Here is a 13966-nt window from a genome sequence, read left to right as displayed (position 1 = left end):
GTTTTCTTTTTAACTTCAAAGGTGCTTTGATGCCAATTTAATGCTGGTTCAAAGATGCGTCTGAAGAGGTTGAACATGCTGGATCAAATCAAACGTCTGCCCGGATCAAACCAAACGTCGCGCTACTTGTCACGAAATCCACCCTGAGTGATGAGCTCTTGCATGCGGTGCGACTGGTGCTCAATGGTGATGTGTACTCACCCCGTGAGCTGGAAGGACGCTCCGATTTCGGAGCCCTGGAAGCGGCAACCGACAAGGCCCCGTTGACCCAGCGCCAGGAATTGGTCCTCCGTGAATTGCTCGATGGACGTTCCAACAAGGAAATAGGCACCACGCTCAACGTGTCGGAAGAAACGGTGAAGACCCATGTGGCAGCCATCTTGCGCCACTTTGACGTACAAAACCGCACACAGGCTGTAGTGGCCGCCGCCCGCAGCGGCTACCGCCCCGCTACCGCCGCCTAGGATTTTTCCTGAATTTCCGGGGCGCTGTTAATCGCCAGGCGCCGCAAGAGGCTACGTAATTTTGCGGGCCTCACAGGCTTGTGCAAAAGCGTCAAGCCGGCGGCTTTGGCAGATTGAATCAGCTCCGCATCCGTGTCACCACTCATCAGGCAGGCTGGTATATCCCGCCGGGCATGAGACCTGACCATGGCGATGACATCCATGCCGTTGCGGTCTTCACCGAGACGGAAATCCGTGAGAACAAGATCTGGCGCGGGGTAAGCATTCACAAAATCCAGAGCCTGCTGTACACCGGCCGCCGCATTCACCACACAGCCCCAGGAGCGCAGAAGCTCCTGCAATGCCTCCAGCGCAAAGCCATCATCTTCCACGATCAGGATGCGCATCCCTTCCAATTCGCCGAAACCTGCTGGCTCCGACAAAGGGTTGGACGTCACCGGAATTGCACGTGGCAAGGCGCGCGGAACGCGAATGGAGAAGCGGGTGCCACAGCCGAGATCGGACCGCAAGGACACGGTATGGCCTAACAGCTTGGCAGTCCGTTCCACGATGTTCAGCCCCAAGCCAAGCCCTTGCGTGCGGTCCCGCCCAGAGTTCCCCACCTGATAAAACTCACGGAAGATTTCACGCTGGTGCTCGGGCGAAATGCCAATGCCACTGTCTGACACATCGAAACGCAGTTGGGCTCCGCCCTCGATCACACGACAGGTAATCAAAACGGTACCCCGTTCTGTGTAGCGGATAGCATTGTTGGCAAGATTCATGAGCATGCGCTGCAAGAGCACAGGGTCACTCAAAAACCACTCGCCGGAGGCCCGAACCCTCAGGCGCAAACCCTTGCCTTCGGCCAATGGAAGCAAGGCCTTGCGAAGCCCTTGAAGAATGTCCTCCACCGGTGCTGCGACCCGTTGCACCTGCACAGCTCCAGCGTCCAGACGGGAGACATCCAGCAGCCCGTCCAACAAGTCCTGCATGGATTGAACAGAGGCCTCCAGGCTACCCACCACCTGACGGGTTTCCGCATCCAGACGCAACTGGCCCAAGCGCGCCACAAACATGCCCAATGCGTGCGTAGGTTGCCGCAAATCGTGGCTGGCAGCGGCAAGAAAACGGGACTTGGCTAAAGTGGCAGTTTCCGCCTCTTCTTTCTTCAGGCGCAGTTCCCGGGTTGCTGCCTCTACCCGGTACTCCAACTCCTCACGCCCCCACGCCAAGCGCTGCGCCATCTGGTTCAGCCGGGTCTGCAGGTCAAACAATGGGTCCGATGGCAAGGCTTCTGAACTTGGAGACAAGTCGCCCTCGCCAATACGTTCGATCGTGCGGGATACCCGCATCACCGGCCCGATCACCCCTTCGCCCAGTCGCAAGGCCAACAAACCTCCCAGAAGCAGACCCGCCATCCCGATGACCACTGCTACGAGCAGCGTTTCCCGACCGCGGGTATCCAAACGCTCGCGCGACACTTCAAGAACCACGTACCCGAGAACGGAGCTCCCACGGGCTGCCGTTCTGGGGCTGAAAAAGTCGTCCAGCGAGACATTGCTGCTGGAGACACTCTCCCAAATCACGTCTACACCCAGTGTTTTTTGCAGGGCGATGTAATTCGCCCCTACTGCTTCTGACAGCTCGCCATACCGGCTCTTTCCGGTTTTGGCCAAAAGCTGTCCATTGGCGTCAAAAATGGCAATGGAACGCACATCCGCCTCGTTCTGCAAGCCTGCCGAAATCGCCTGCAGGCTTGCCACGTTGCCGGAAAACAGCCCGTACTCGCTGGACATGGCAATCTGGTGAGCAATCAGTTTGGCACGCATGATGTGGGCTTCATCCAGATCGGAGACCCGCGTAGACCAGAACACCGCCATCAACGACACCACGACCAGAAACACCGGCGCGAGTGCGGCCAGAAGCATGCGGAACCGGATACCTCGGAAGGTCATGGTCGCTTCTCCCACCGACGCAGACGCTCTGTGAGCGATTGCTCATCCAGATTCAAACCCAGCGAGCGCGCCACATGGTCATTGAGCACAATGGTGTAGTCCGAGGGGTATTGAGAACTGACAGCACCACTACCCAGCTGAAGCGCGCGGGCCATCTGTACAGCTTGCTGACCGATCTGCTTGGGCGTGCTGTGCAAAGAGAGCAGCGCCCCCGCTCTGACGTAAGCGGGTGAGAAGGCCACGACGGGGACCCGGGCACGGTAGGTGGCCAGCAACACATTCGAAATGCTTGAACCGTTGTAGACCTGCGGATCTGGCACGGCCAACAACACATCCGTGTCGTCCAACACTGCTTTCAGACCTGAAAAAAGATTGTTGGTACCGCCCACGTAGCCGCTCACCAGTTCCATTCCACGCGCTTGAAGGCCGGCGAGCAAACTGCCCGCTTGCATGCCGGACTCCGCACCCCACAACACACCCACCTTTTTCGCATCCGGCAGTGCCAGTTTCAGCAACTCGACCTGACGCGGGAACGGTTGTTCCAGATACAACGCAACCACAGGCGTGGATGGCCTTTTGGCTTGTTCCCTGACAATCCGCTCAAACCCCGCCTTTGGAATCAAGGCCGCAATCACAGGAACACGAAGATCCTTGGCGAGTACCTTCTGGAGTGCCTCGCTACCCAATGTGACAATGATTTTGGCGGCGGACAGCGAAGGTGCATCAAGAGCGGACGCATCTGTCAGAAACAAAATCTGAGCTTCCGATTTATCAACGCCAGGTCGCAACCAGTCTGCTGCAATGGTCTGCGCTGCCTCCGAGTAGCCCGGACTTCTGTCACCGCTAACTACGACCAACTCTGTGGCGCCCGCAAACCCCACGCCCATGCAACACGCGAGCAGCGTGTACATGATTTGCAGAAGTATGCGGCGCATGGGCACTATTGCTCTACCTGCAAAGTGACAAACGCGCGGCGGTCAAACATGAATTTCCAATCGCCATCACGATAAGGTTTGTCCAGGTTTTGGAGTGTCAGCGAAACCTCCGCCTTGTGGCGCCCGAGCAGAAAGGGTTTGGAAACACGCACATCCGTGCGGGCGACGCTGTAAAGTTTCTTTTTGTCTGACATCAGCGCTATATCTTCAGACTGCGCGTGCATCGCCGACCAGACGTACCCGCCCGAAGTTGTGAGCTGGCCGCTGATCGACATGGCATAGCGGGCTGCGCTGTGTGTCACGCGGAAGCGCTCAGCCCCCTCTACGTTGGTCCACGTCTGGGTAAAGAACACCAGTGCAGAGGAACTAGGCCGCCATTGGAGCTGGTGTTCAGCGCCCGAAATGCGGTAGTTATCAATATTGAGGTAGTCGTCCGGATCAGAGTCATTGGCTTTGGCGGGTCGTTCAATGCCATCGGATATCCGCTCGTCGAACAGCCTCACATCACCCGCGAGGCCATAAGCGGGCACGCTCAAGTTGTAGCCCAACTCCCGGGTCGCAATCTTCTCGGGCACCAGGTTTCCGCTGCTTAACACGGTGGTTTGCAGAAGCGTGTGGCTCGCGTCGTAGTAACGCACGGCCGCATACTTCTCATAGGCGCTAGGGGGACGAAAGGCTGTCGAGACCCCCGCGCGCAAGGTGTGACCCGGGATCACATGCCAATTCAACATGATCCTTGGCGATGCAGAGCCCCCGCCCAACTCACTTTGCTCCAGCATGACACCACTATTGAGCAACAAGGTCGGCTGGATACGCCACTCTGCATTTCCAAACAGTCGCTGGAAATTGCTGGTCACGGATCCACGCGTATCGAAGCTGGATGGCGAGTCAATCACTTCTTTGCGCAACTCCAGGCCCCACACCGTGCGCAAAGACGGGTTCCATCGGGCGGTGTGTTGCAGCGTCATCGCCTGGTTGACTTCAAAAGCGCTGAAGTCCACGGGCACACCTTGGTAACTGGCAGGTGCCTGGCTGTCGTAATAGGGGAAACGGTCTCTATGGGTATTTTCCGTTTGTGAAAAACTGACTTGCAGGTCCTGGTCCGCAGCCAAAGGGAGTTGCAGGTCTGCTTGAACGAACTGCGAGCCCAGGAATCGGCTACGTGACACATTTCCGGGAGACGTTGCCTCACCCCGTCCTGCATCAATTCCCAAACTGCCGGCCCGAATTTCCAATGAGGACGCAGGAGCCAGACTGATGGCACCCGAGAAGTTCAATCGCGAGACCCGATTCACCCCGTAGGCCCCGCGCAAGCCCATATCGCCACGACTGTCTATGCTCAGGCGATATGCGTTGTCCTGATCTCCCCAGCCCAGCCCAGCATAGGCGTCGGCGACGCCGCCATCTCCGCCAGTGAGCCTGCCCCGGCCACCGGACGTTTCGCGCACATCTCTGGACACGATATTGATCACACCGAGGAACGCCCGCGCTCCGTAAGAAGCCGAATTGGAACCCCGCAGCACTTCAATGCGCTCGATATCGTCAATGGCAAGCGTTTGGAGACCCAGTCCTGCCGACCCTTGAAGGTGGCCGGAATACACCGAACGCCCGTCTACCAGCACTTGAATTCGGTTGGCCCAATCATCATTGCGGCCGTGGTAGCTCGCCATGGGTGCATCCGTCTCGAAGGATGTGGTGGTCTGAAAGCCAGGCACCAATCGGAGCAAGTCCGCGACATCGCGTGCCCCGGTCATCCGGATGAACGCACGGTCCAGCACCGTAACAGCACCGGGAGCCTCATCGACAGACTGCGCAAGCCGGGACACCGACAGAACAACCGGCATTTCGTCCAGAAAGTCTTTCTCTGAGAGCGAAGCAGGCTCCGCCTGCTGGGCCGCAACCCAGGGAGATAGCAATGTCAGTAATATGGCGAACGGTAATTGTTTCATGGGAGTTCAACCCAACGACGATTGCTATTATTTTGCAAGCTGATTTTGCCCTGTCTGCGGGCCTCACAGCACACAACATTGATAAATCTGCATGGCCAGCCGCAATCCACGTGTTTTTCCTTTGATCGATGAACGCTCATCAGGCATTCCTGTACCCGCCTCAGCGGCCACCGGCATGCCCCACCCCGGAATGCTCGGTTCAATCAGTGACACATTGGGGCGCCCCCTGCGCGATTTGCGTATCAGCGTCACGGACCGCTGCAACTTCCGCTGCAGCTACTGCATGCCCAAAGAGGTGTTCCATAAGGACTACCCCTATCTTCCGCACAGCGCCCTGCTAAGCTTTGAGGAAATCACGACCTTGGCAAAGCAGTTTGTCGCGCTGGGCGTACAAAAAATCCGTCTGACCGGTGGTGAACCCCTTCTGCGCAAGAACATCGAGACCTTGATCGAGCAGCTCGCGGCCATCACAACGCCTGAGGGCCATGCCCTGGACCTGACCCTTACGACCAACGGATCCCTTTTGGCAAAGAAAGCCCGCTCTCTCAAAGATGCGGGTTTGCAACGGGTCACGGTCAGTCTCGATGGACTGGATGACCGCATTTTCAAAGCCATGAATGATGTGGACTTCCCGGTCGCCGATGTGTTGAACGGCATCGAAGCTGCCCACTCCGCAGGGCTGGGGCCCATCAAAGTCAACATGGTGGTCAAACGCGGCACCAATGAGCAGGAAATCTTGCCCATGGCACGCCATTTCCGTGGCAGTGGTGTGGCCTTGCGCTACATCGAATACATGGATGTCGGGGCGACCAACGGCTGGCGTATGGATGAAGTGCTGCCATCTCAGGACGTGCTGCAACGACTGCGCGATCACCTGCCGCTGATACCTCTGCCAAGCTCCCAGCCCGGAGAAACCGCCCAACGTTGGGGCTATGCAGATACCAACGGCATGCATGACCGTTCAGCGGGTGAAATCGGACTGATCAGCAGTGTGACGCAGGCATTTTGTGGCGACTGCAATCGGGCGCGGCTATCCACTGAGGGGCAGCTTTATTTGTGCCTGTTTGCAGGCCGGGGACACGACCTCCGGTCTTTGGTACGCAGCGGTGCGTCACCCGAGCAACTTCAAGAGGCCATCGCCAGCATCTGGGGGGCCCGCTCGGACCGTTATTCCGCTTTGCGGGGATCCGGCTCAATCGACAACATCGCCGGCCCGAAGCGGGTGGAAATGAGCTACATCGGCGGGTGATGTGCCGCTGGTCTGCACTCAGGCGCGTTGACGCAATGCCAACTCCACGCCGCGATTAGCCAACCCGTCGGCCCGTTCATTGCCGGGGTCACCCGCATGACCTTTCACCCAGCGCCAATCGATGGTGTGGCCGGCACCGCTGACCAAGGCGTCGAGACGCTGCCACAAGTCCACATTTTTGACAGGCTGCTTGGAGGCAGTCTTCCAGCCTTTGGCCTTCCATCCTTGCAGCCACTCAGTAATACCTTTGAGCACGTACTGGCTGTCTATGTGCAAGGTGATCTGGCAAGGCCGTTTCAATGCAGACAAGGCCTCTATTACCGCCATCATTTCCATCCGGTTGTTGGTGGTCCCCAGTTCGCCTCCGAATAGCTCTTTTTCTGTGCCATCGGCAGAGCGCAACAACACGCCCCATCCACCGGGTCCGGGGTTACCTTTGCAAGCACCGTCGGTGTACACCACCACTTTTGTCAACACTTCTGTCACACACTGTCCTTATTTAGTTTTCGTTCCGGGTCTTCTGAGTCTGTTGAGTCACAGGCACTGCGGCTGTGCTGCGTTTAGCTGCTGCTTTCCAGGCACCGCCAAGCAATCGCATGCCTCGGACCCGCTTGGTGGCGACCACAAAATATGCTGCGCCAAAAATGGGCCACCACCGCCCCCCTATCCGGTCCAGCCACGAAAAGCGGCGCAGCCATTCCGGGGAGTCAACGGCAGGCCGGTAGCAACCGAAGCGCCCGGCTTCCACCTCAAAGCTCAGTAATCGCAGCCAATCCCTCAACCGCCAATAGCCAATCAGGTCGCCCCAGCCCGGCAAGAACACCCGCCCCCACCCCAAGCGCTGGTACCAGCGGCTGCGCCGTTGTCGCCAACCCCATAAACTGGCGGGGTTCAATCCGCAGATCACTACCTTGCCCTCGGGTACCAACACCCGCTCAACCTCGCGCAGCGCCGCATGCGGATCGGGGCTGAATTCCAACGCATGGGGCAGCACCAGCAAGTCCATGCTGTTCGCAGGGAAAGGCAAGGCGGTAAAGTCCGTGTAGAAATCCACGACAGCACATTGCTTGCCGGCCTGCTCTGCGGGCTCCTGAATGGTGAACCACCGGTGCGGCATGCGATTGGTGCGCAGGGCCTGCAGTTCAGGCACCCCCAACTGAAGAGCGTGGTAGCCGAACAGGTCGGCTACCGCTTCATCCAGTTGGGCCTGCTCCCATTCCAGCAGGTAAGCACCTGCGGGGGATTGGAACCATTCCTGCAAACCTATAATTTGGTCGCTCATGACGTTACTACCACTGCCCGCATTGACTGACAACTACATATGGATGTTGCACAACGGGCAAGAAGCTCTGGTGGTCGATCCCGGGGAGGCGCAACCGGTGCTTGAAGCCCTGGAACGCGAGTCCCTGACACTGCACACCATTTTAGTCACGCACCACCATGGCGATCACACAGGGGGCGTGCCAATTTTGCGCGAATCCACTGGAGCGTCGGTGTATGGTCCGGCTCATGAAAAAATGCCAGAGCCGATCACTCGCTTGATGGAGGGCGATCGGGCACATGCCTTGGGCTGGGATTTCACTGTGATCGATGTGCCCGGACACACTGCAGGACATATCGCTTTTTATGCAGCGCCAGCAGCCGCCAAACCCCTGCTGTTTTGTGGAGACACCCTGTTCAGTGCGGGGTGCGGACGGCTTTTTGAGGGAACACCTGCCCAGATGTTGGACTCTCTCCACAAATTGTCGAGCCTTCCGGACGACACCCGCGTGTGCTGCACCCACGAATACACCCTGAGCAATTTGAAATTCGCACTCGCCGTGGAACCCAGCAATCAAGCGCTGGCGGATTACGACATGCATTGCCGCTCCCTGCGCGCTACTGGCACACCAACCCTTCCCTCCAACATGTTGTTGGAGCGCAATATCAATCCTTTTTTACGCACTCACCTGAGCAGTGTGGCTGACGCAGTTCAGTCGCACGATGCGGCAGGTGTTGCAGCCGCAGGCGTGTTTGCCACCCTGCGCCAATGGAAAAACACCTTTCAATGAATCTATTTCACATTGCCACCGCAGGTCTGCTGGTGCTGTTGACCGGCTGTGCGGGGACCATGAATTCCCCGATGCCGGCAGAGAACACACCGCCCGGAGTCGCCACCACCAGCCCCAACGCTACGGCTGCCAAGCCTGCGGTCACCGACGCCGACAGTTTGAACCTGCGCCCAAGCCGTGAAATAGCGCGGCCCAAACCTGTGCCACCGTCAGCCACCACAGCGCGCGGGGAATCCGTACCACTGACCGCCATTGAAATGGCCCAGGGCTCCCGCAATGTGGCGGCCATTGCGCCACCTGCTGATTTGTGGGAGCGCATACGGCGTGGTTACGCCATGAATGATTTGGAAAACGACCTGGTACGGGACCGCGAACAGTGGTATTCCTCTCGCCCGGACTACATTTTCCGGATGACCGAGCGGTCCAAAAAGTACCTGTTCCACATTGTTGAGGAGCTGGAGGTACGCAACATGCCCACCGAACTGGCCCTGCTGCCCTTCATTGAAAGTGCGTTCAACCCGCAGGCAGTTTCCAGTGCCAAAGCAGCGGGCATGTGGCAGTTCATGCCTGCTACCGGCAAGTATTTCGAACTCAAACAAAACACATTCAGGGACGATCGACGCGATGTGCTGGCCTCCACGCGAGCGGCCCTCGACTACCTGCAAAAGCTTTACAGAATGTTTGGAGACTGGCATCTCGCACTCGCGGCTTACAACTGGGGCGAGGGAAGTGTGTCTCGCGCAATTGCCAAGAACACCAAGGCGGGACTCCCCACCAGCTACAACGACTTGAACATGCCGATGGAGACGCGTTTTTACGTGCCCAAGCTGCAAGCCGTGAAAAACATCGTGTCCAACCCGGGCAAGTACAGCTCGAAGCTGCCGCTGATTGAAAACCACCCCTACTTCCAAAGCGTCACGATCCGGCGCGATATAGACGTGGCTCTGGCCGCCAAACTGGCCGAAGTGGGCTTGGACGATTTCAAGGCGCTGAATCCGTCCCTCAACCGGCCCGTGATCCTGGCCGCCGGCACGCCGCAAATTTTGTTGCCTTGGGACAACGCAGAGGTATTCCAGTCCAACCTCGAGAGCTATAGCGGTCGTTTGGCCAGCTGGACGGCATGGGTGGTACCTACCACCATGCGACCGGCAGAGGTCGCAAAAAAGGTAGGGATGAGCGAAGCGGACTTGCGCAGCATGAACAACATCCCTCCTCGCGTGGTTGTGCGGGCTGGTTCGACATTGTTGGTTCCCCGCAGTAACCACATGCCGGACGTTACCGAGAAAGTGGCAGACAACAGCCAGCTCTCCTTGGCACCTGAAGTGGTGCTCAAGCGCAGCACGGTGAAAGCTGGACGTGGCGAGACGGTCGCCAGCATCGCCCGCAAATACAAGACTACGGCCGCCAACGTGGCGGAGTGGAACAAAGTCAGCACCTCTGCCGGATTCAAGCCCGGGCAGAGCGTAGTGCTTTTTCTCCCGGCACACGCCAAAGTCGCAGCATCCTCAAGCCCGAAGGCTGGCGGGACAGCCAAGTCTGCCAGCACGCCCAAAGGCAAAGTTTCAAAGGACAGTCAGGCCAAAAGCAAATCCGGCGGCACCAAAGCCGAAGGCAAAACGAGCAAATCCGGCAGTAAATCCGCGGCCTCCGGAAAAACGGAGAAGCACTCCAAAGAGAGTAAAAAGAAAGAGAAATAAAAAAAGGGCGCACAGCGCCCTTTTTTTATTTTGCCATCAGTGCCGGTTAACGGTAGCCCACCAACAAAATGGCCACGTTTGCCAGAAAACCTGCAAACCAAACCGCTGAGCGGACGTTGGCCATGCCGGAGACATACATCATGATGTACAGCAGGCGCAGGACAATGAACAGGAATGCCAGCACGTCCAGGCGCGCTTGTGGGGCGCCCAGCTGGTGCGCAATGATCACCGCCCCGATGAAGAAAGGCAGGGCTTCAAAGCTGTTGGCCTGTGCACCATTGGCGCGGGCACGCCAGTCCGTCTGACGGGCCAGCCATTCGCGGGGATTCACATTGTCGTAACCCCCTTGTTTGCGCGGCACGCCAATGCGGCCGGACTTGGCAATACCGGCACACACGATCGGCAATATCGCCGCAATCAGGACACACCAATAAGCGACGGTGAAGTGGGCGTATTGCATGAACAAACTGTCTTTCAGTAAAAAGTAATCAGAAAACACCTAACGGCGGTCGACCAGCGCATGGGCAATGGTGCCAAGGTCCACATACTCCAGCTCACTGCCCACCGGCACGCCACGCGCCAGTCGGGTCGGACGCAAGCCCCGTGCCTTGAGTCCTTCGGCAATGACATACGCCGTGGCCTCACCCTCGGCTGTGAAGTTGGTCGCCAAAATGACTTCTTGCACCACACCATCACACGCGCGGTCAAAGAGCTTCTTGAAGCCAAGGTCGTTCGGCCCCACCCCGTCCAAGGGGCTGAGTTTGCCCATCAGCACAAAGTACAAGCCCTTGTAGGCCCCGGTGCGCTCCATGGCACTCTGGTCGGCCGGTGTTTCCACCACGCAGAGCTGGGTGCGATCACGCCGCTCATCCAGGCAGGTGGAGCACACCGCATCCTGCGTAAATGTGTGGCAACGCTCACAGTGGTGCACAGTGTCTGCCGCCTGCTGGAGCGCGCGGGACAGAAACTGCGCCGCAGGCCGGTCGTGCTGCAGCAAATGAAATGCCATGCGCTGTGCCGACTTGACACCCACGCCCGGCAGGCCCCGCAGGGCCTGGATCAGCGTGTCGAGCGCGTTGGTGTCAGACATGGCAAATGGCTGTGGGCCGTGTTCAGAACGGGAACTTCATGCCACCGGGCAGACCCGGCATGCCAGCGGTGATCTTGCCCATTTTTTCAGCCGATGTTTCTTCCGCTTTGCGCACTGCGGCGTTGAAGGCTGCTGCCACCAGGTCTTCGAGCATGTCTTTGTCATCTGCCAGCAGGCTGGGGTCGATGGCTACGCGCTTGACATCGTGCTTGCAGGTCATGGTGACCTTGACCAGACCGGCACCGGACTCACCGGTGACTTCGATGTTGCCCAACTCGTCCTGGGCTTTCTTCATGTTGTCCTGCATGGCCTGGGCTTGTTTCATGAGGCCCGCGAGTTGTCCTTTGTTGAACATGGTCTTCCTTAAGAGAGGTGAGAGAAAAGAAAAAGGTGATCGCCCGTCACAGGGGCTTGATGGATCCGGGCACGATTTTCGCGCCGAAGTCCCGCATCATGGCTTGAACAAAAGGGGCTTCCAGAATTATCCGCTCCGCAGCCTGCTGTTTTTCTGCCGAAGCGGCGGCGTTGCGTCGTGCCGGGCTGTCGATCACCCGCCCGACTTCGATAGCAAGCTGCACCGGATACCCTGCAGCATGCAAGGCATTGGTTAGGCGTTCGCGGGTGCTGGGCTGATTCAGGGATTCGCGCTCCAGACGCAGCAGCCACTGGTCGGTATCCCGCGCGATCAGTTGAGACTGCAAGGCCAGCACGCGCACCATGGCCGTAATGGCTTCCGTCTCAATCAGCTGCGAGACCGTCTGGTGCCAGAAGTCACCTTCCTCGGTGGGCTCAAAGCCGGTGGCCGACAAGGGTTCATCGAGGGCACTTTCCTGCAACTCCTGCACCGGAATTGCTACGATTTTGGTAGCTGATGGCGCAGAAGCGATGGGCGCCAGCGGCACATTGGATTCGTAGTCTTCATCTATGTCGTCGACCCAGGGCGCCTCAAACGCATCGTCTACCGGGTCATCCGCCACGATGACGTCATCTTCCTCCGCACCTTCAGGCACATGCACCGGACCGCTTTCGCGCACCGCCAAGACCTGGCCTGGTGGCACCACGGGCGGGAAGTTTTGCGGTGCGGCAGCTGCAGGGGCGGGAGGCGCGCTCGCAGGTGGAGCCATCGGGGTGTCTTCCCAGGGTTGAACCGCTTTGGGTGCCGCAGGCGCAACAGGCTGATTGGCTGATTTTGCAGGCGCGGAATATGCCGATTCCGCGGGGAAAGAGGGCGTTGCGGGCGTACCTGATGCAGGAGAACCCTGCGCAACCAGGCTCGAGGAAGCGGCGGAACCCTCAACAGGTGCCGCGACACGCTGTCGTTCAGGAATCGCTAGAGTTTTTTTTTCAGCCGAGGGCTTGAATGCCAATAGGCGCAGCAACACCATGGTAAGTGCCGCATATTCATCCGGCGCCAAGCCCAGGTCTGCGCGGCCATGCAGGCAGATGCTGTACAGCAACTGGGTTTCATCAGCAGGCATGGCAGCAGCCAGGCGGGCGGTATCCACCGCCTCGGGGTCACCCTCATCCAATGCGCCCTGCCCTAGCGCTTGCGCCACGGCCATGCGCTGCAGCACGGTGGACATTTCTTCCAGCGTGGAGGCAGCGCTCAAGCCATTGAGGCGCAAGGCCTCAGCGGTATCGACCACCGTTTTGCCATCGCCAGCAGCAAGCGCCTCAATCAGCCGGAATACATACGAGCGATCCACACTGCCCAACATTTGACGCACGGTGGCCTCTTGCAACTGGCCGGAACCGAAAGCAATCGCCTGGTCGGTCAGGCTCAGTGCATCGCGCATGGAGCCGCGTGCGGCACGTGCCAACAAACGCAGGGCTTGGGCTTCGGCGCTTACCTGCTCCACGTCCAGCACTTTGGTCAGGTGCTCGCGGATGGTTTCCGGCGCCATGGGTCGCAGGTTGAACTGAAGACAGCGCGAAAGCACGGTAACCGGCACCTTCTGCGGGTCGGTGGTGGCGAGCACAAATTTCAGGTACTCGGGTGGCTCTTCCAGCGTCTTCAACATGGCGTTGAAGGCGGTGTTGGTGAGCATGTGCACCTCGTCGATCATGAAAACCTTGAAGCGCCCCTGCACCGGCTTGTAAACGGCCTGCTCGAGCAAGGCCTGCACTTCATCCACGCCCCGGTTGGAGGCGGCATCGAGCTCGGTGTAGTCCACAAAGCGGCCACTATCAATATCGGTACAGGCCTGGCACACGCCACAGGGCGTCGCCGTAATGCCACCTTGCCCGTCCACGCCCTGGCAGTTCAGCGACTTGGCCAGAATGCGCGAAACGGTGGTCTTGCCTACGCCGCGCGTACCAGTGAACAAATAAGCATGGTGCAGGCGCTGGGTCGTAAGTGCGTTGGTCAGGGCTTGCACCACGTGGTCCTGCCCCACCATTTCAGTGAAATTGCGGGGGCGGTACTTGCGGGCGAGCACGAGATAGGACATGCGGGGATTCTACGGGCTAGTCAGGGGTACAATAGGCGCTGACGGGCCTTCCCGCATGGTGAAGCGGCCAACCGGGTCAGGTGGGGAACCAAGCAGCCCTAACTGTGGAGCCAGTGCCGGGGTCAGGCTCGTCAACTAACAACT

Annotated in this window: 13 protein-coding genes and 1 other RNA gene; 5 read left to right on the top strand and 9 right to left on the bottom strand. The window is 58.7% G+C overall.

The annotated features are described in order from the left end of the window. Positions 1–167 precede the first annotated feature (167 nt). Positions 168–464, top strand: coding sequence for a response regulator transcription factor (locus AEP_RS20445; RefSeq protein WP_232460039.1), 297 nt, complete (start codon positions 168–170; stop codon positions 462–464). Here the strand turns inward: AEP_RS20445 and AEP_RS20440 are convergent. From AEP_RS20440 to AEP_RS20430, 3 genes are read right to left on the bottom strand one after another with little or no spacing between them, the layout of a single operon-like run. Continuing rightward, the gene (locus tag AEP_RS20440) at positions 461–2401 is read right to left on the bottom strand and encodes an ATP-binding protein (protein WP_087497094.1); all 1941 of its coding nucleotides are present in this window, start codon (positions 2399–2401) and stop codon (positions 461–463) included. The two genes, AEP_RS20445 and AEP_RS20440, sit on opposite strands and share 4 nt — an antisense overlap. Continuing rightward, the gene (locus AEP_RS20435; RefSeq protein ID WP_087497093.1) at positions 2398–3336 is read right to left on the bottom strand and encodes an ABC transporter substrate-binding protein; all 939 of its coding nucleotides are present in this window, start codon (positions 3334–3336) and stop codon (positions 2398–2400) included. The genes AEP_RS20440 and AEP_RS20435 overlap by 4 nt, the downstream gene beginning before the upstream one ends. Before the next feature lie 5 nt (positions 3337–3341). Then, positions 3342–5285, bottom strand: a complete 1944-nt coding sequence (locus AEP_RS20430) for a TonB-dependent receptor plug domain-containing protein (protein WP_087497092.1) — start codon at positions 5283–5285, stop codon at positions 3342–3344. 91 nt (positions 5286–5376) lie between these two features. Between AEP_RS20430 and moaA the strand changes: the two genes are divergently transcribed. Continuing rightward, positions 5377–6534, top strand: a complete 1158-nt coding sequence (gene moaA / locus AEP_RS20425; protein WP_087497091.1) for a GTP 3',8-cyclase MoaA — start codon at positions 5377–5379, stop codon at positions 6532–6534. 18 nt (positions 6535–6552) lie between these two features. Here moaA and rnhA read toward each other — a convergent pair whose 3' ends face one another. Both rnhA and AEP_RS20415 read right to left on the bottom strand, forming a co-directional pair. Then, on the bottom strand, positions 6553–7008 hold the full coding sequence (gene rnhA / locus AEP_RS20420) for a ribonuclease HI (protein ID WP_087497459.1): 456 nt from the start codon (positions 7006–7008) through the stop codon (positions 6553–6555). 25 nt (positions 7009–7033) lie between these two features. Further along, positions 7034–7816 (bottom strand): class I SAM-dependent methyltransferase, encoded by a 783-nt coding sequence (locus AEP_RS20415; protein WP_198301872.1) that lies wholly within the window; start codon positions 7814–7816, stop codon positions 7034–7036. Here AEP_RS20415 and gloB point away from each other — a divergent pair. Both gloB and AEP_RS20405 read left to right on the top strand, forming a co-directional pair. Next, a complete protein-coding gene (gene gloB / locus AEP_RS20410) occupies positions 7815–8585 on the top strand; it encodes a hydroxyacylglutathione hydrolase (RefSeq protein WP_087497090.1) in 771 nt (256 codons plus the stop codon). The genes AEP_RS20415 and gloB overlap by 2 nt on opposite strands. Continuing rightward, complete coding sequence (locus tag AEP_RS20405) at positions 8582–10282, top strand: transglycosylase SLT domain-containing protein (protein ID WP_087497089.1); 1701 nt, start codon at positions 8582–8584, stop codon at positions 10280–10282. The genes gloB and AEP_RS20405 overlap by 4 nt, the downstream gene beginning before the upstream one ends. Before the next feature lie 46 nt (positions 10283–10328). Here the strand turns inward: AEP_RS20405 and AEP_RS20400 are convergent, their stop codons facing one another. From AEP_RS20400 to dnaX, 4 genes are read right to left on the bottom strand one after another with little or no spacing between them, the layout of a single operon-like run. Further along, positions 10329–10742, bottom strand: coding sequence for an MAPEG family protein (locus AEP_RS20400; protein ID WP_087497457.1), 414 nt, complete (start codon positions 10740–10742; stop codon positions 10329–10331). A 39-nt stretch (positions 10743–10781) separates the two neighbouring features. Further along, positions 10782–11372, bottom strand: coding sequence for a recombination mediator RecR (recR, locus tag AEP_RS20395; protein WP_087497088.1), 591 nt, complete (start codon positions 11370–11372; stop codon positions 10782–10784). Between the two features lie 22 nt (positions 11373–11394). Continuing rightward, the gene (locus tag AEP_RS20390; protein ID WP_087497087.1) at positions 11395–11727 is read right to left on the bottom strand and encodes a YbaB/EbfC family nucleoid-associated protein; all 333 of its coding nucleotides are present in this window, start codon (positions 11725–11727) and stop codon (positions 11395–11397) included. Between the two features lie 46 nt (positions 11728–11773). Further along, complete coding sequence (dnaX, locus tag AEP_RS20385; protein WP_087497086.1) at positions 11774–13822, bottom strand: DNA polymerase III subunit gamma/tau; 2049 nt, start codon at positions 13820–13822, stop codon at positions 11774–11776. Positions 13823–13862: 40 nt separating this feature from the next. On the opposite strand from dnaX, the gene ffs reads away from it, so the two are divergent. Further along, an RNA gene (gene ffs / locus AEP_RS20380) (signal recognition particle sRNA small type) lies at positions 13863–13958 on the top strand. The last annotated feature ends 8 nt before the right edge of the window (positions 13959–13966 follow it).

Source organism: Curvibacter sp. AEP1-3, assembly GCF_002163715.1.
Lineage (GTDB): Bacteria > Pseudomonadota > Gammaproteobacteria > Burkholderiales > Burkholderiaceae_C > Allorhodoferax.
This window is presented reverse-complemented; position numbering and strand designations above follow the sequence as displayed.

Bases quoted from the DNA above. Each gene is read 5' to 3' on its own strand.
- AEP_RS20440 (WP_087497094.1), bottom strand. From the start codon at position 2,401: ATGACCTTCCGAGGTATCCGGTTCCGCATGCTTCTGGCCGCACTCGCG.
- AEP_RS20435 (WP_087497093.1), bottom strand. From the start codon at position 3,336: ATGCGCCGCATACTTCTGCAAATCATGTACACGCTGCTCGCGTGTTGC.
- AEP_RS20430 (WP_087497092.1), bottom strand. From the start codon at position 5,285: ATGAAACAATTACCGTTCGCCATATTACTGACATTGCTATCTCCCTGG.
- moaA (WP_087497091.1), top strand. From the start codon at position 5,377: ATGGCCAGCCGCAATCCACGTGTTTTTCCTTTGATCGATGAACGCTCA.
- gloB (WP_087497090.1), top strand. From the start codon at position 7,815: ATGACGTTACTACCACTGCCCGCATTGACTGACAACTACATATGGATG.
- AEP_RS20415 (WP_198301872.1), bottom strand. From the start codon at position 7,816: ATGAGCGACCAAATTATAGGTTTGCAGGAATGGTTCCAATCCCCCGCA.
- AEP_RS20405 (WP_087497089.1), top strand. From the start codon at position 8,582: ATGAATCTATTTCACATTGCCACCGCAGGTCTGCTGGTGCTGTTGACC.
- AEP_RS20400 (WP_087497457.1), bottom strand. From the start codon at position 10,742: ATGCAATACGCCCACTTCACCGTCGCTTATTGGTGTGTCCTGATTGCG.
- recR (WP_087497088.1), bottom strand. From the start codon at position 11,372: ATGTCTGACACCAACGCGCTCGACACGCTGATCCAGGCCCTGCGGGGC.
- AEP_RS20390 (WP_087497087.1), bottom strand. From the start codon at position 11,727: ATGTTCAACAAAGGACAACTCGCGGGCCTCATGAAACAAGCCCAGGCC.
- dnaX (WP_087497086.1), bottom strand. From the start codon at position 13,822: ATGTCCTATCTCGTGCTCGCCCGCAAGTACCGCCCCCGCAATTTCACT.